At 57.6% G+C, this 16,308-nt stretch carries 8 protein-coding genes and 2 tRNA genes; 5 read left to right on the plus strand and 5 right to left on the minus strand.

The features are described 5' to 3' along the window. Positions 1-76: 76 nt before the first annotated feature. Positions 77-1,702, minus strand: coding sequence for a methyl-accepting chemotaxis protein (locus JSY17_RS04875; RefSeq protein ID WP_201014148.1), 1,626 nt, complete (start codon positions 1,700-1,702; stop codon positions 77-79). 209 nt (positions 1,703-1,911) lie between these two features. Between JSY17_RS04875 and aceK the strand changes: the two genes are divergently transcribed. Continuing rightward, positions 1,912-3,609, plus strand: coding sequence for a bifunctional isocitrate dehydrogenase kinase/phosphatase (aceK, locus tag JSY17_RS04880; protein ID WP_206402087.1), 1,698 nt, complete (start codon positions 1,912-1,914; stop codon positions 3,607-3,609). A gap of 153 nt (positions 3,610-3,762) precedes the next feature. Here the strand turns inward: aceK and JSY17_RS04885 are convergent, their stop codons facing one another. Further along, on the minus strand, positions 3,763-7,236 hold the full coding sequence (locus tag JSY17_RS04885; RefSeq protein WP_206402089.1) for a PAS domain-containing hybrid sensor histidine kinase/response regulator: 3,474 nt from the start codon (positions 7,234-7,236) through the stop codon (positions 3,763-3,765). 199 nt (positions 7,237-7,435) lie between these two features. Here JSY17_RS04885 and JSY17_RS04890 point away from each other — a divergent pair, with 199 nt between their 5' ends. Then, complete coding sequence (locus JSY17_RS04890) at positions 7,436-9,313, plus strand: membrane-associated oxidoreductase (RefSeq protein WP_232849284.1); 1,878 nt, start codon at positions 7,436-7,438, stop codon at positions 9,311-9,313. A gap of 149 nt (positions 9,314-9,462) precedes the next feature. Further along, positions 9,463-11,337, plus strand: a complete 1,875-nt coding sequence (locus tag JSY17_RS04895) for an MFS transporter (protein ID WP_206402090.1) — start codon at positions 9,463-9,465, stop codon at positions 11,335-11,337. 39 nt (positions 11,338-11,376) lie between these two features. Here the strand turns inward: JSY17_RS04895 and JSY17_RS04900 are convergent, their stop codons facing one another. The 3 genes from JSY17_RS04900 to rdgC all read right to left on the minus strand — a co-directional run bounded on the left by JSY17_RS04900 (position 11,377) and on the right by rdgC (position 15,571). Beyond that, positions 11,377-13,338, minus strand: a complete 1,962-nt coding sequence (locus JSY17_RS04900) for a methyl-accepting chemotaxis protein (RefSeq protein ID WP_206402091.1) — start codon at positions 13,336-13,338, stop codon at positions 11,377-11,379. A gap of 264 nt (positions 13,339-13,602) precedes the next feature. Next, positions 13,603-14,568 carry a bile acid:sodium symporter family protein gene (locus JSY17_RS04905; protein ID WP_200997892.1) on the minus strand — a complete coding sequence of 322 codons (966 nt, stop codon included), beginning with the start codon at positions 14,566-14,568 and terminating at the stop codon, positions 13,603-13,605. 82 nt (positions 14,569-14,650) lie between these two features. After that, positions 14,651-15,571 (minus strand): recombination-associated protein RdgC, encoded by a 921-nt coding sequence (gene rdgC / locus JSY17_RS04910; protein ID WP_117164134.1) that lies wholly within the window; start codon positions 15,569-15,571, stop codon positions 14,651-14,653. A gap of 161 nt (positions 15,572-15,732) precedes the next feature. Between rdgC and JSY17_RS04915 the strand changes: the two genes are divergently transcribed. Both JSY17_RS04915 and JSY17_RS04920 read left to right on the plus strand, forming a co-directional pair. Continuing rightward, positions 15,733-15,808, plus strand: a tRNA-Val gene (locus JSY17_RS04915). 19 nt (positions 15,809-15,827) lie between these two features. After that, positions 15,828-15,904: transfer RNA gene (locus tag JSY17_RS04920), tRNA-Asp, on the plus strand. Positions 15,905-16,308: the final 404 nt, after the last annotated feature.

Genomic DNA, 16,308 nt, shown 5'->3' on the forward strand with positions numbered 1-16,308 from the left:
CTGAAGTCGCCAGCAAGCTGCCTCCCACAAGTTGTGTTGCGCCTTTAACTGATCGGTATTAATTCGCCACCTGCACTCACAACGCGAAACGCGCCACCAATCCATTCAGGCCAATGGCCAGGCGTGACAGCTCATGGCTGGCGGCCGAGGTCTGGGTGGCTCCTGCGGCGGTCTGGGTGGACAGGTCGCGAATGCTCACCAGACTGCGGTCCACTTCCCGGGCCACCAGCGATTGCTGTTCGGCGGCGCTGGCGATGACCAGGTTGCGCTGGTTGATTTCGGAAATGGCGGCCGTGATTTTCTCAAGTGCCTGACCCGCGCTGCTGGCGCGTTCAAGGGTCTGGCCTGCCTGTTGCGCGCTGTTCTGCATGGCTCCGACGGTCTGATGAGTGCCGGTCTGGATGCTGTTGATCATCAGCTCGATTTCCTGAGTCGAATCCTGGGTGCGTTTGGCCAGAGAGCGCACTTCATCGGCCACGACCGCAAAGCCGCGACCCGCTTCACCGGCACGTGCAGCTTCGATGGCGGCATTGAGCGCCAGCAGGTTGGTCTGGTCGGCGATGCCCCTGATGACCTCCAGAACCTTGGTGATGTCCTGGGCCTGGGTCGCCAGTTCCTGTGCCTGCTCCGACGCGCCCAGCACTTCGCTGACCAGCCCTTCGATGGACTCGATGGTCTCGGCCACCTGACGATGGCCATGCTGACTGTCGGCATCCGAGGCCTTGGATGCCTGGGAGGTCGATACGGCGTTGCTGGCGACTTCATCCACAGCAGCACTCATCTGGTTGACCGCCGTGGCCGCCAGTTCGATTTCGTCATTCTGGGCCTGCAGGCCACGAGTACTCTGTTCCATGACCGAGCTCATCTCTTCGGCGGCCGAGGCCAGTTGCGATGAGGATTCGCTGATGCTCTGGATGGTCGAACGCAGGTTGTCCTGCATGATCGCCAATGCGTTGAGCAGTTGTGCCGGCTCATCCTTGCCTTCACTGCTGATGGTGGCGCGCAGATTGCCTTGAGCGATGGTCTGCGCGACCGCCAATGCTTCACTGATCGGTTTGACGATGCTGCGGGTCAGCAGCCATGCCAGCAACACCGTACCGAGCAAGGCAGCGAAAATGATCAGGGTCACGATGGTTTTCGTGCTGTCGTACAGTTCGGCGGCCTCGTTGGCGGCATTGTCGGCACCTTTCTGGCTGAACGTGATCATGGCATCCAGATTGGCATCGAGGATGCGGCCCTGAGGCGTGAGTTCGTCGCTGAGGATTGCCTTGGCGTCATCGAAGTGCTGGCTGTCTATCTGCGCGATGATGTTGTCTACCAGTGTCAGGTAGCGGGCCGCACTGCTTTCAAGGTCGCCCAGCAGTCTGGTTTCCTGGCTGTCGGTGGTTTTGTCTTTCTGATTTTTCAGGCGATCGAACAGTTCGCTTCTGGCCTCGTTGATGACTTTCTTGCTGCGCAACTGGCTGGCAGGTTCCGGCATGGCAATCAGTCGAAGTGCTTCCATGCGAATGGACGCAACCGCCGCTCCGGCATCGTGCATGTTCTCGATATCCGGCATCCAGGACTGCTCGATGATTTCCGCGCTTGAACGCAGCTCGGCCATTTTTCCCAGACAGAAAATTCCTACCAGCGCCAATAAGGTCGCCACTAATCCAAAGCCCAGGCTAGCCCTTGGCCCGATACGCATATTCCTGATAAACATTGACTGCTCCTTGTATCTGAAAAGCTCCCTGGTTGTTTTTCTTGAGTGGGAGAAGGTATGGGTAATATCTTCAAGCCATCATGTTATCGACATGTGCCTGTAACAGGTCATAAATGAAGGGTGCATTCAGTGGCCTGTCCCGGTTAAGTGGTTCCCGATACCTGGCATTCCTGAACTAGGCTTTGGGTGTCTCGACTCGAGTCTGTGCCATGTCCGCCAACGCTATCGCCCGTCTGATCCTCGACGGTTTCGATGATTACCGTGAACACTTCCGGCAGATAACCGCCGGTGCCCGGGAGCGTTTCGAGGGGGCGCAATGGCAATTGATCCAGCGTGCTTCGGCAGACCGGATCAATCTCTATGAGCAGAAAGTCAGCAAAGTGACCGAGCGCCTGCAGCGAGCTGGCGTGCGGGCTCTGGAAGCCCGTGACTGGCCTGGCGTCAAGAGCGCCTATATCGAGCTGATCGACCCGCGACTGGACGATGAACTGTCCGAAACCTGGTTCAATTCGATCTTCTTCGGTCTGTTCAGCCATGACCTGATCAGCGACGAGCGCATGTTCATCCACAGCACGCGGCCAGCAGTGCAGGCTCAAGAGTGTGTGGCGCAGACTCGCAGCTACTGGCCGTCGGGCGATATGGTGGCCCTGTTCAGGCGTGTCTTCGCCGATTACCGTTTCAAGGTGCCTTATGCGGACCTGGCCGCAGATATAGCCCGGGTTCAGATGCAATTGCAGAGCAATCTGCCTGACTGGGTGTGCAAGGATCCGACATTGTGCGTCGAGCTGTTTTCGTCGGTCTTCTATCGCAATAAGGGGGCCTATCTGGTGGGCCGTGTCTACACCCGCGAGGAGCAATGGCCGCTGGTCATCGCCTTGCTGCACCGTGAAGGCGCCGGGATTCTGATCGATACGCTGATCACCGATGAAGCCGAAGTGTCCATCATCTTTTCCTTCACCCGTTCGTATTTCATGGTCGATGTGCCTGTGCCGGCCGCGTTTGTGGGTTTTCTCAAGAGCATCCTGCCCGGCAAGCACATCGCCGAGCTGTACACCTCCATCGGTTTTTACAAGCAGGGCAAGTCCGAGTTCTACCGTGCCCTGATTCATCATCTGGCCAGTACCGATGATCGCTTCATCATGGCTCCCGGCGTACGCGGCATGGTCATGAGCGTATTCACGCTGCCGGGTTTCAATACCGTGTTCAAGGTCATCAAGGACCGCTTTTCGCCTTCCAAGAACGTCGACCGCATGACCGTGATCGACAAGTACCGGCTGGTGAAGCGCGTCGATCGGGTAGGGCGCATGGCCGATACTCAGGAGTTTGCCGATTTTCGCTTTCCCGTGAGCAAGTTCGAGCCCGAATGTCTGGCCGAACTGTTACAGGTCGCGCCTTCCACCGTTGAAGTGGAGGCGGGTGGCAAGGTATTGATCCGCCACTGCTGGACCGAGCGGCGCATGACGCCGTTGAACCTCTATCTTGAGCAGGCCGGCCCCGAGCAGATGCGTGAGGTGCTGGATGATTACGGACTGGCCATCAAGCAACTGGCGGCTGCCAATATTTTTCCGGGCGATATGTTGCTCAAGAACTTTGGCGTCACCCGCCATGGCCGCGTGGTCTTCTATGATTACGACGAAATCTGCTTGCTGACCGAAGCCAACTTTCGGCGCATTCCGGCTCCGCGTACGCCTGAAGATGAAATGGCATCCGAACCCTGGTATTCCATCGGCCCTATGGATGTCTTTCCCGAAGAGTTTCCACCCTTTCTGTTTGCCGACCTGCAACAGCGCCGCCTGTTCGACAGCCTGCATGGCGAACTGTACGACGCCGGATACTGGAAAGGACTGCAGGAGCAGATTCGGGCCGGCAAGGTGATCGATGTGTTTCCGTATCGGCGGAGCGAATAAACAAGACGTCATTCAGGATTAATGCCCATCAATCGAGGCATATCTGTGACTTCCAGGAGAGGCCTTGGCCGCGACGATCAGCTTACAGACAACGCATTTTCAGCGCCTGAACAAGCTGTTGCGGCCAAGGCTTCTCCTACGAGGTGTGACTCATCAACTCAGTTGCACATGCCGACTCAACAACGCGCGCAACGCTGCAGGCTTGACCGGTTTGGGCAGGTAATCCAGACCTGCCGCATGCACCTGGGCTATCAGTTCCGGGCGGCCGTCGGCGCTGATCAGAACGCCGGGCACCGGTTGCCCCAGTCGGGTTCGCAGCCAGGCCATCAATTCGGTACCGGTTTCACCTTCGTCCAGGTGATAGTCCACCAGTGCCACTTGCGGGCGAATGCCGTTGTTGAGCAAGGTTTCGCATTCCTGCCGGTTGCGTGCGGTCCATACCTGGCAGCCCCAGCGTGACAGCAGGCTGTTCATGCCGATCAGGATGCTGTCTTCATTGTCCACGCACAGCACTTGAATGCCGTTGAGCACCACGCGGCTGGGTTCGGTCGGGGCGTTGGGGGCCAGCGTCAGTGGTTGAGCCAGCGCCACGGTGACGCTGAACATGCTGCCCTTACCCGGCCATGACTTGACCTGCAACGGATGATCGAGCACCCGGCACAGGCCGTCGGCAATCGCCAGGCCAAGCCCCAGGCCTTTGGCGGCATGAGTCTGATGGCTGTCCAGGCGTTTGAATTCCTCGAAAATCACTTTCTGCTTGTCTTCGGGAATACCCGGTCCGCGGTCCCAGACTTCCAGGCTCAGGTTGCTGCCACGACGCCTCACGCCCAGCAGGATAGGACCCTTGGCATAGCGGAAGGCATTGGTCAGGAAGTTCTGCAGGATGCGGCGCAACAGTTTGATGTCACTGTCGACCCGCAGCTCGCTGCCCCTGACCCTGAACTTCAGGCCCTGCTCCTGAGCCAGCGCCTTGAATTCCACGCCCAGAGTGTCGAACAGGGTGTTGAGTGCGAAGGGCTGGAGATCCGGAGTGACCTTACCGTTTTCCAGACGCGAGATATCCAGCAGGTCGCTGATCAGGTCTTCGGCAGAACGCAGCGAACTGTCCAGATGCTGGATCAAGCGCTGGGCTTCGCTGGAAATGCCTTCTTCCTGATGGGACAGCGCTGCGGAAAACAGCCGGGCGGCGTTCAGCGGCTGCATCAGGTCGTGGCTGACGGCGGCCAGAAAGCGAGTCTTGGATTCGTTGGCTGCCTCGGCATTGCCCTTGGCTTCGGTCAGGGCAATGTTGAGTTGCGACAGTTCATGAGTCCGTTCGGCGACTCGCTGCTCCAGGCTTTCATTGGCGCCTTTGAGCGCATGTTCGGCATCGCGGAACGCCGAGATGTCGGTGAAACTCATCACGAAACCGCCGCCGGGCATCGGATTGCCGATCAGTTCGATGACCCGACCATTGGGGAACATGCGTTCGGAGGTGTGCGCGCGGCCCTGACGCATCCAGTGCAGACGCCGCGCAACGTGGACTTCGGCTTCGCCCGGCCCGCACAGGCCGCGTTCGGCGTTATAGCGAATGATGTCGGCAATCGGTCGTCCGACGCTGATCAGGCCGTCCGGGTAATTGAACAGTTCCAGATAGCGATGATTCCAGGCCACCAGCCTCAGGGACTGATCGACGACACTGATGCCCTGGGTGATGTTCTCGATGGCCCCTTGCAGCAGGGCGCGGTTGAACTGCAGCACTTCCGAGGCTTCGTCGGCGATGCGTACCACGTCTTCGAGCTGCATGTCCCGGCCTTCGATGGCCGCCTTGACCACGGCCCTGGCCGATGAGGTGCCCAATACCCCGGCCAGCAGCCTTTCGGTATGAGCGATCCAGTCGCCGTTGGCGTTCTGGTTCGGGTTGAAACCCTGGCCCTGGCGATAGGAGAAGCTGATGAAGCTCTGCCTGGCGCGTTCTTCGCCCACGAACCGCGATGACAGGCTCAGCAGATCCTCGACCTGCACGGCCAGTAACGGACGACTGCCAGGGCGAACATGGGTTTCCTGACCGATGAAGCGGCCAGCCTGCCAGTGTTCCGAAACCCGGGTGCGGGACAGCATCGATACCCAGACGAACAGCGTGCAGTTACCCACCATCGACAGCACGACGCTCTGGGTCATTGGCGTGATCGGCAAGTCCAGAGGGTTGCTGTGCAGCCAGCTCAGCAGAGGGAAGTTATCCAGCGACCAGTCCATGCCATGGGCCACCACCGGCAACACCAGGGTGTAGAACCAGATGAAGATCCCCGCTGCCAGCCCGGCGAATACGCCACGGCGGTTGGCCTGTTTCCAGTACAGCGCGCCAAACATGGCAGGGGCCAGTTGGGTGATGGCGGCGAAGGCAATCTGACCGATGGTGGCCAGGCTCGCCGTGGAGCCGAGCATGCGATAGCTCACATAGGCCAGCAACAGGATCATCACGATGCTGATGCGACGTACCGAAAGCATCCAGTAACGAAACGCCTCGAACGGCCGCTCGGTATTCTTGCGCCGCAACAGCCAGGGCAGCAGCATGTCGTTGGAAATCATGGTCGACAGCGCGACACTGGCGACGATCACCATGCCGGTGGCAGCCGAGGCACCACCGATAAATGCCAGCAGCGCCAGTGATGGATGCGCATGGGCCAGCGGCAGGCTGATGACGAACGAGTCGGGGAGCATGGAGTTCGGCAGCAGCATCTGTCCGGCCAGGGCGATGGGCACGACGAACAGCCCGGCCAGGACCAGATAGGCGGGGAAAACCCATTTGGCCAGATGCAGGTCCTGGGGCTCGATGTTCTCCACCACTGTGACGTGGAACTGCCTGGGCAGGCAGACGATCGCCATCATCGCCACACCGGTCTGCACAATCATCGCCGGCCAGTTGATCGTTTCCTGCCAGTATTCTTCAAGGCGCGGTGCGAGTCTGGCCTGATTGAACAGGTCGTCGAAGCCATTGAACAGTCCGAACGTGACGAACACCCCGACCGCCATGAACGCCAGCAACTTGACCAGCGCTTCAAAGGCTATCGCCAGCACCATACCCCGATGGTGCTCGGTGACGTCGAGGTTGCGGGCACCGAACACGATGGTAAACAGCGCAAGAATCAGCGACACCACCAGGGCGGTGTCCTGGGCGCTGGTGCCGGTGGAGTCGGCTCCCGCACCGATCAGAATGTTGACCCCCAGCACAATGCCTTTCAGTTGCAAGGCAATGTAGGGCAGCATGCCGATCAGACAGATCAACGCCACCATGACCGCCAGCGGTTGCGACTTGCCATAGCGGGCAGCAATGAAGTCGGCAATCGACGTGATGTTTTCCTGCTTGCTGATCAGCACCATCTTCTGCAGAACCCAGGGTGCCAGCAGCATCAGAACGATAGGCCCCAGATAGATGGGCAGAAACGACCACAACTGCTCGGCGGCCTGGCCCACCGCGCCGAAGAAGGTCCAGCTGGTGCAATAGACGGCCAGCGAAAGGCTGTAGACCCAGGCGCGCATGGTCGGGCGCAGCGAGGCGCTGTACCGGTCGCCGTAGAAGGCGATGGCAAACATGATGGCCATGTAGGTCAGGGCAACGGCAGCAATCAGCCCGCTGGACAGCGACATATGAATTTCCAGAATGCACAGATAGTCGGCAGTCTCGCACGATGCATGCCATTCGTCTTTCTCGACCAAGGTCGAGCGTGGCAAGGCGTCGCAGGGGCAGACAGTTAATCGTTGATGGCTATAGGCCTTATGCCTAATATCCTGCTTTTTTCCACGAGCTAGCCGAGACCCTTGCTCCGTGAATTTATAAGGATATGGAATGAAACCCTATGGACGCTCGCTGACTGACTTTGGCTCTTTATGGCCTGCAGAGCTTCAACTGCTTGAGCATTGTAAAGTGGGCACTGAAGCGAAGGTGGGCCTTAAACTCCCCCTTGAGCCATCGGATAGTAACCGGGTGCGCGCTGAGTTCATTCGTTTTCTCGCTCTGGGAGGAGATGAGCAAGCGCCCGTGCATGAGCATGGCGTGCAATTACGTGGCGCTTACGTCGAAGGCAAGTTGAATTTGCAAAGTACGACGGTGCCCGTGGCGTTATTGCTTCGGTTCTGTGCGTTCGAGCGCCTCTTGGGATTGATGGATGCTTCCTTGAGCAATTCGCTGCTTCTGTACGGTTCAAGTTTTAAAGGTGTAGATGCTGCGCGCGTCAAGATTGCGGGTGTTTTATCACTCAAAAAAGTTATATCAGTCGGGAGGGTGAACCTTGATGGCGCAGATATCAAAGGGCAGATCACGTTCTCAGAAGCCAGCCTTGACGGTAAGGGAGGCTGGGCGCTATCGGCCGAAAATATAGTCTGCCAGGGAAGTCTGCACTTGGGCGGTGTCAAGACCAACGGAATGATAAGCCTGCTTGCATCAAGGATTGGAGGAGGGATTACGTGTGACAGGGCATGTTTTAGCGTATCTGAAGGTCCTGCTTTTGCTGCCGACAGGACTATTGTCGATGGCAGTGTTTTCATGCGAGATGGGTTCTTGGCCAAGGGGGGAGTGCGATTCTTGGGGGCTAAGGTTCATGGGCAATTCAATTGTATTGGCGGCGAGTTCGAGGGCGGTAAGTCGGACGCGTTGGCAATGGATGGGGCCTTCGTCGGTGGTTCTCTTTTTCTGGGGCGTGGTTTCAAAGCTCGAGGAGCAGTCGCATTACGTGGTGTTGTGCTAAAAGGCGATCTGGTGATCCGTGAGGCAGAACAGGTAACGGAACTGAAAGCCCAGCGGATCAATATTGAAGGTTCTTTGATTTTACGAAACTTGGTCGCCCCCATAGGTAAAGCTTCCTTTACTGGCGCGCGTGCGGGGGCTTTGAGTGACGATAGCAAGTCCTGGGGTGACGATCTGGATATCAATGGTTTCGTCTACAACTTTATTCATATCAACGAGCAGACTTCGATTAGCGATCGCTTGCACTGGCTCGATAAGCAACGTGTTCCATCGACCAAGCCAGGTCAGCTTCCAGAGTTTTACCCACAACCATGGCGACAACTTCAGAAAGTCCTGAACGAGATGGGGCATGTCGAAGAGGCTCGACAAGTAGGGGTCACATTTGAAGACCGACTACGTGAGAAGGGATTGGTTGGCCAGAGCCCTGCGCACTGGCCCGAACCAATGCGCAATGCCTATCGTCGCTTGATGGTTTTTCTGCATTGGGTGTATCGGCCTCTCGGCGGGTACGGCTATCGACCCATGCTGTTGCTGCCGTGGTTCCTTGGTGTCTGGCTGCTATGCGCTGCCGTCTATTGGTGGGCTGCTGATCAAAAAGCCATTTTCGCACCGAGTGACCCTTTGGTCTTCCAGAACGCCAGCTACAAACACTGTTCGCCGCCGCTTGAGCCGACTGGAAACGAACCAGCAGGCACTGGCAACTGGTATTTGTGTGACGCGCTACCCCAAGAGTACACGGCCTTCAGCCCGATAGCCTTCTCGCTGGATTTGCTGCTCCCGCTAGTAAATCTGCATCAGGAGGACGACTGGGCACCAGTGATCGATACCCCCAAGGCTAACGCCCTCGACGAGTTTTTCAGCTTTTTCACCAGCCCTAAACGCTGGGTGAGGTTTGTTATGTGGCTTGAGATTATCTTCGGTTGGATTTTCAGTCTGTTGTTCGTCGCAGTGGTGTCTGGTCAAGCACAACGCAAGGAGTAAGCGGCATTGGGCGTTTTTATCTTGCTAAAACACCCAGTAGTACCGCTTGTCCTGATATGGCTATCGACATACTGAAGTGATACGTCTTCAATGTGCTCCGGATTGGATTCAGTACTTCCAATTAGCCAAGCCATTCAGGACCACGGACGATGAGCCAACAGTCACAATTCAGTCTGCTCGGAAAGCGGCGCTTTCTGCCGTTTTTCATCACCCAGTCCCTTGGGGCGTTCAATGACAATATCTTCAAGCAATCGCTGATCCTCGCCATCCTCTACAAGCTGAGCATCGAGGGCGATCGCTCGATCTACGTCAATCTGTGTGCCTTGCTGTTCATCCTGCCGTTCTTTCTGTTTTCGGCACTGGCCGGGCAGTTCGGCGAGAAGTATCCCAAGGATGCGCTGATCCGGCTGATCAAGCTGGCAGAGATCGGCATCATGGTGGTCGGTGCGGCCGGGTTTGTGTTCAATCACCTGTGGATGATGTTGCTGGCGTTGTTTGCCATGGGCACTCATTCGGCACTGTTCGGGCCGGTCAAGTACTCGATCCTGCCGCAGCACCTGCGCGAGCATGAACTGGTAGGCGGCAACGGGCTGGTGGAAATGGGCACCTTCCTGGCGATCCTGGCGGGCACCATCGGGGCCGGGATCATGATGTCCTCCAGTCATTACGCCTTTGTGGTGTCTGCCGCCATTGTGCTGGTGGCGTGCCTGGGGTTCGTGGCCAGTTACGGCATTCCGAAAGCACCTGCGGCTTCTCCTGAAATGAAGCTGAACTGGAACATTTTCACCCAATCCTGGGCCACCTTGCGCATGGGGCTCGGGCAGACACCCGCCGTGTCGCGTTCGATTGTCGGCAATTCCTGGTTCTGGTTCGTGGGGGCGATTTACCTGACCCAGATCCCGGCTTATGCCAAGGAGTGGATGTACGGCGACGAAACCGTAGTCACCCTGATTCTGACGGTGTTCTCCATCGGTATCGCGCTGGGCTCGCTGCTGTGTGAGCGCATGTCCGGCCACAAGGTCGAGATCGGTCTGGTGCCGTTCGGCTCCATGGGCCTGACGGTGTTTGGCCTGTTGTTGTGGTGGCATTCGGGTGGTTTCCCGCAGAACGCGCAGGCCAATGACTGGCTGGCGGTACTGTCCTACGGGCAGGGCTGGTGGGTGCTGCTGGATATCCTGGGAATCGGGGTGTTCGGTGGTTTCTATATCGTGCCGCTGTATGCTCTGATCCAGTCCCGCACCCCGGAGAAGGAGCGCTCCCGGGTCATCGCTTCCAACAACATTCTCAACGCACTGTTCATGGTGGTGTCGGCCATCGTGTCGATTCTGATGCTCAGCGTCGCCAAACTGTCGATCCCGCAGCTGTTCCTGGTGATCTCGCTGATGAACATCGCGGTCAACGCCTACATCTTCAAGATCGTCCCCGAGTTCACCATGCGCTTCATGATCTGGCTGCTCAGCCATTCCATGTACCGGGTCGAGCATCGCAATCTGGACCTGATCCCGGAAGAAGGCCCGGCCTTGCTGGTCTGCAACCATGTGTCCTTTGTCGATGCACTGCTGATCGGCGGTGCAGTGCGGCGGCCGATCCGTTTTGTCATGTACTACAAGATCTACCGTTTGCCGGTGCTCAATTTCATTTTCCGCACGGCCGGGACCATCCCCATTGCCGGGCGTAACGAGGATCTGGAAATCTACGAGCAGGCGTTCCAAAGGATTGCCCGATACCTGGCCGATGGTGAGCTGGTCTGTATCTTCCCGGAAGGCAAACTGACCCGCGATGGCGAGATCAGTGGTTTCAAGGGCGGTATGAGTCGTGTGCTCGAAGAGACACCGGTGCCGGTGATCCCGCTGGCGTTGCAGGGGTTGTGGGGCAGCTTCTTCAGCTATGCGCCGGACAAGAAACTGTTTCGTCGCCTGTGGTCCAGAGTGGTACTGGTGGCTGGCCCTGCGATTGCCGCCGATGCCGCGATGCCTGCGGATGTGCGTGAGCAGGTGAAGGCGTTGAGAGGGGCAGGGCGATAGACAACGCTGAAGGGGCTGACGCCCCTTCAGACTCCGGGGTCAGGCTACCTTGAAGCGGCTGACCAGACGCTGCTGGTGCTCGGCCAGCCGTGCCAGTTCCTGACTGGTGATGGCCGTCTGTTCGGCACCGGCACTGACCTGAATGACCAGATCATTGATCTCGTTGACGTTGCGGTTGATGTCTTCGGATACCGCGCTCTGCTCTTCCGCTGCGGAAGCAATCTGAATATTGCGGTCGCTGATGCCGGTCACGCCTTCGGAGATTTCCGTCAGCAGTTCGCCTGCACGCTCGACCCTGACGGCTCCGGACTGCGCCTTGCTCAGGGTTTCCTGCATTGATGTGGTTGCCCGGTCCGAACCGCTCTGCAGATTGCTGATCATCTGCTGGATGCTGCCGGTGGACTCCTGGGTTTTCTGTGCCAGCGTGCGCACCTCGGAGGCCACTACCGCAAAACCACGGCCATGGTCGCCGGCGCGTGCGGCTTCGATGGCGGCGTTCAAGGCCAGCAGGTTGGTCTGTTCGGCAATGCCGCGAATGACATCGAGCACCGAGGAAATCGCATCGCTCTCGTGTTTCAGGTCGCCGATGATCGAGGCCGTCTGCTCGGCCTGTCCCGACAGCTGGCGAATCAGTTCGATGGTGCTTTCGATTTCGCCACGGCCCTGGCCGGTACTGGTATTGACCTGTTGCGACATCTGCGCCGCATCGCTGGTGCTCAGTGCCACTTCCCTGACGGTTGTGCTCATCTCGTTGATCGCCGTGGCGACCAATTCGGTGCTCTGGCGTTGTTGCTCGATGCTGCGGCTGGTTTCGGACGTAACGGTGGAACACTCCTCGGCTGCGGTCGCCACCTGTGCGGTGGCATTGCCGATTTCCTGAACGATGTCCCTGATCTCTTGCGCCATGCGGTTGAGGTTGCGCGAGATCTGGCCGAATTCGTCCTTGCTCTCGTAGGTTGCTCTTGCAGTGAGATCACGCCCGGCGAGGTCGTCCAGCACCTTGTTCACATCATTGACTGCCAGGTTGATGTTGCGAATGATCAGGTACGACAGCGCCGATACCGTAAGCAGGGCGGCGATGGCGGCACCGATGGTCAGCCACAGGGCGCGGCTGGCGATATTGCGCTCATGCATGGCGAGCTTGCTGACACTCTGCCCCAGGTCCTCTTCGACTTCACTCATCATGTCGATACGAGTCGTGGCGGTTTCAAACCAGGCCTGTGGCTTGATGCCCAGAGGCTGGCCCATCGGCACATTGAATGCCAATTGCTGCAACTTGCCGACTTCCACCGCTGCCGGAGTCTGCATCTTGTCGTTGAATTCTTTCAGCGAAGCCGCCGGTGCCTTTCGGTTGAATGCATCCGAGTACGCGACAAACTCACCCAGATTGCGGCTGAAACTCGACAACAGTTTCTCGTCGAAACGATCCTGATTGAACACCAGACCCAGTAATACTCGCTCGCGCCCGGCCCGTTCTTTCATTTCGATGAATTGATTCAGCGCACTGAGGGCGTGAACAATAGTCGCATTATTGACGCTGGCTTCCAGAGAGTGGGTATAACCAATAAGTGTTTGAATGACTTGGGTATAACGTGTTCCCGACTCGGTGCTGTTGATAGCCTGCTTGTCGACGTTAGTGCGAGTTTGCGCCACGCTGTCTAGTGCGCGAAGTACAGGGTCGAGTTCGGAGGTTCCTGATGCGGATAACTCGCGTACGGCCTCTATCGTGAGATTCGACTCCTTGCGCAATTGGATAAGCCGGTCGCCCATGGTTGTGCCACGACTGCCCAGGAATACACCGCTGGCACCACGCTCGCGTTGCAGGGTCGTAATAAGACGGCTCAGTTTCTGGGCCGTGGCACTGGCCGTTACTGTCTTGTTCATATCGTTCAAAGTTTTGTAATTATTTGAAACAAATACGCCGGCCAATATCAGGAAACCCAATAAGGGAAGCAGCAGAATCAATAAGAGTTTTATCCTTAGCGGTGCATTCTTGAGCATTTTCCGTGAAACTCCCTTGATGTATGAAATCCTGATGCGTGACAGAGTGGGGTTGTTATAGTTTGTGGTACATGTGTCGGCGCATGTTACTGAGGATTTAGGCGGGATGTTGTTTTTTTATGTCTTGTTTTGTTCTGGATAGTTTGTCTGACAAAAACTTTTCGGGCTGCCTTGATCCGGGTCAAGGAAACGCTCTGTTTTTATAAAGGTTTTAGTTGCCCGGACTGTTATGCAAACAGTCCGGGTATTGATGAATGCCTGGTCTTAATTGGCGACAGGTCTGTCATTGGGCTGTTGAGCGTTTTCTTCCGGCATCTTGCGGAAGTACGTAGAGAGCAGGGCACCCGAGATATTGTGCCAGACGCTGAACAGTGCGCTGGGCACCGCCGCCAGCGGCGAGAAGTGAGCACTGGCCAGTGCTGCGCCCAGCCCCGAGTTCTGCATGCCGACTTCCAGGGCCAGGGATTTGCGTTGTGGAAGCGGCAGTTTGAACACCTTGCCGGTAAAGTAGCCCAGCAGGAAACCGAAAGTGTTGTGCAGAATCACCACGGCCATGATCAGCAGGCCGGATTCGGCGATCTTAGCCTGGCTGGCGGCGACCACGGCACAGACGATCAGTACGATGCTGACCACCGAAACCAGCGGCAGCACGTCGACCGCATGGCTGACCCGGGCACCGAGCAGACGCTGGGCGACTACGCCGAGGAAAATCGGCAGCATCACCAGTTGCAGGATCGACCAGAACATATCCAGGAAAGATACCGGCAGCCAGGCCGAGGCCAGGAACCAGATCAGGGCCGGCGTCAGCAGCGGGGCGAGCAGGGTGGTGACGGCTGCGATAGCCACGGCCAGCGCCAGATCGCCCTTGGCCAGCCAGGCCATGACATTGGACGAGGTGCCGCTCGGGCAGCAACCGACCAGAATCACGCCCACGGCGATTTCCGGTGGCAGATGAAAGATCTGGCACAGCAACCAGGCGACGCCCGGCATGATCACGAAATGCGCGACCACACCCAGCGCCACGCGCCATGGGTTGCGCGCCACTTCCGAGAAATCTTCAAGTTTGAGGGTCAGGCCCATGCCGAACATGACCAGCCCCAGCAGCGGGACGATCCAGCCTTTGAGGCCAATGAACACCTGAGGGAACAGGAACGCCAGAATGGCGAACAACAGCACCCAGTACGCAAACGTATTCCCTACAAAACGACTCAAGGCTACCAGTGCCCGCATGGTTCGTTCCTTTTTCCTGTATCCATAAAAGAGGCGCCGCCCATATAGGCGGCGCGGTCCTGTTGCAGTCCAGCCCGACGAATCAGATCCCTTGCGGGATTTCTTCGCCGCCCAGTGCCTCGAACAGCTCGGGCAGGAACTCGCCGAAGGTCAGCATCATCAGGGTGAAGCTGGCGTCCAGCTGGCCCAGGGCTTCGTCGCCGCCGTCCTGTTCTGCCTGATCCTGCAGCAGGTCCTCGAACTTCAGGCGCTTGACCACCAGCTTGTCGTCCAGCACGAACGACAGCTTGTCCTGCCAGGCCAGCGAAAGCTGGGTGACAACCTTGCCGGTGTTCAGGTGCAGCTGGATTTCATCGCTGGTCAGGTCCTGACGCTTGCAACGCACTATCCCGCCGTCTTCGTGGGTGTCGCGCAGTTCGCACTCGTCCAGGACGAAGAAGTTGTCGGCGGCTTTCTGGGTCTTGACCCAGTCGGTCATGATTGCGCTTGGCGCGGTCTTGACGGTCAGCGGACGTACCGGCAGCGAGCCGATGACTTCACGCAGGGTCGACAGCAGGTCTTCGGCACGTTTCGGGCTGGAAGCGTTGACCAGAATCAGGCCCTGTTTCGGCGCGATGGCGGCAAAGGTAGCCGAGCGACGGATAAAGGCGCGGGGCAGGAAGGCCTGGATGATTTCATCCTTGAGCTGGTCACGCTCCTTCTTGTAGACCTTGCGCATCTGTTCGGCTTCGATCTCGTCGACCTTTTCCTTCAATGCATCACGCACCACGCTGCCGGGCAGAATGCGCTCTTCCTTGCGCGCAGCAATCAGCAGGAAGTCCTGGCTGACGTGAACCAGTGGCGCGTCCTCGCCCTTGCCGAACGGCGCGACGAAACCGTAAGTGGTCAACTCCTGGCTGGCACAGGCGCGGGCCGGCTTGGTCGCCAGTGCAGTTTCCAGCGCCTCGGCGTCAAAAGGCACATCCTGGGTCAGGCGATAGATAAGCAGGTTTTTGAACCACATGAGGTGAATCTCTCCTTCCATACAAAGGAGGGCATTATTCGCTGCTCGGCCGTCCGGGCCAACCCTGCGCTAAGCCTTTGGAAGGATTATAAAAATTATTTGAAAAAGTGCTTGCCAGAGTATGGGTCGCTCCGTAGAATGCGCGCCACACCGAGAGTGAAGGGTGATTAGCTCAGCCGGGAGAGCATCTGCCTTACAAGCAGAGGGTCGGCGGTTCGATCCCGTCATCACCCACCAATCTCTCTTAGTGTTACGCGCAGCGGTAGTTCAGTCGGTTAGAATACCGGCCTGTCACGCCGGGGGTCGCGGGTTCGAGTCCCGTCCGCTGCGCCATATTAAGCTTCAAGGCCCTTGAGCTCCTTGAAGCAAACAGAAAAGCGACCTTAGGGTCGCTTTTTTGCTTTCTGCTGTCCCGAAAACCATCGTCCTCCCTCACGTCTTTCTGCTTATATTCATTTTTTGGATTAAGTGTCTAAATATAAATCAATATTTTTCATATTAGCTTATAGCGAAATAGAAGTTTTTCTGTGCCATTGATTCCGTTATGTTTGGTTTCGACAGCCTACCCCTCACCTCGGATGGTACCAATCGTGATCAAGGTTCTGCGCGCATGCCATCGCGCAAACAGGCCAGGAGCCTGAGTTTGCAAGGCATGCCGGGGTGATCCACCACTGACCCCCGTTGCAGGATCGTTGGAAGGGAGTTCGATGTATGTTGCCACTTCAATCCCGTATTCC

It is taken from the genome of Pseudomonas capsici, from assembly GCF_017165765.1.
Classification (GTDB): domain Bacteria; phylum Pseudomonadota; class Gammaproteobacteria; order Pseudomonadales; family Pseudomonadaceae; genus Aquipseudomonas; species Aquipseudomonas capsici.

Bases quoted from the DNA above. Each gene is read 5' to 3' on its own strand.
- JSY17_RS04875 (WP_201014148.1), bottom strand. From the start codon at position 1,702: ATGTTTATCAGGAATATGCGTATCGGGCCAAGGGCTAGCCTGGGCTTT.
- aceK (WP_206402087.1), top strand. From the start codon at position 1,912: ATGTCCGCCAACGCTATCGCCCGTCTGATCCTCGACGGTTTCGATGAT.
- JSY17_RS04885 (WP_206402089.1), bottom strand. From the start codon at position 7,236: ATGTCGCTGTCCAGCGGGCTGATTGCTGCCGTTGCCCTGACCTACATG.
- JSY17_RS04890 (WP_232849284.1), top strand. From the start codon at position 7,436: ATGAAACCCTATGGACGCTCGCTGACTGACTTTGGCTCTTTATGGCCT.
- JSY17_RS04895 (WP_206402090.1), top strand. From the start codon at position 9,463: ATGAGCCAACAGTCACAATTCAGTCTGCTCGGAAAGCGGCGCTTTCTG.
- JSY17_RS04900 (WP_206402091.1), bottom strand. From the start codon at position 13,338: ATGCTCAAGAATGCACCGCTAAGGATAAAACTCTTATTGATTCTGCTG.
- JSY17_RS04905 (WP_200997892.1), bottom strand. From the start codon at position 14,568: ATGCGGGCACTGGTAGCCTTGAGTCGTTTTGTAGGGAATACGTTTGCG.
- rdgC (WP_117164134.1), bottom strand. From the start codon at position 15,571: ATGTGGTTCAAAAACCTGCTTATCTATCGCCTGACCCAGGATGTGCCT.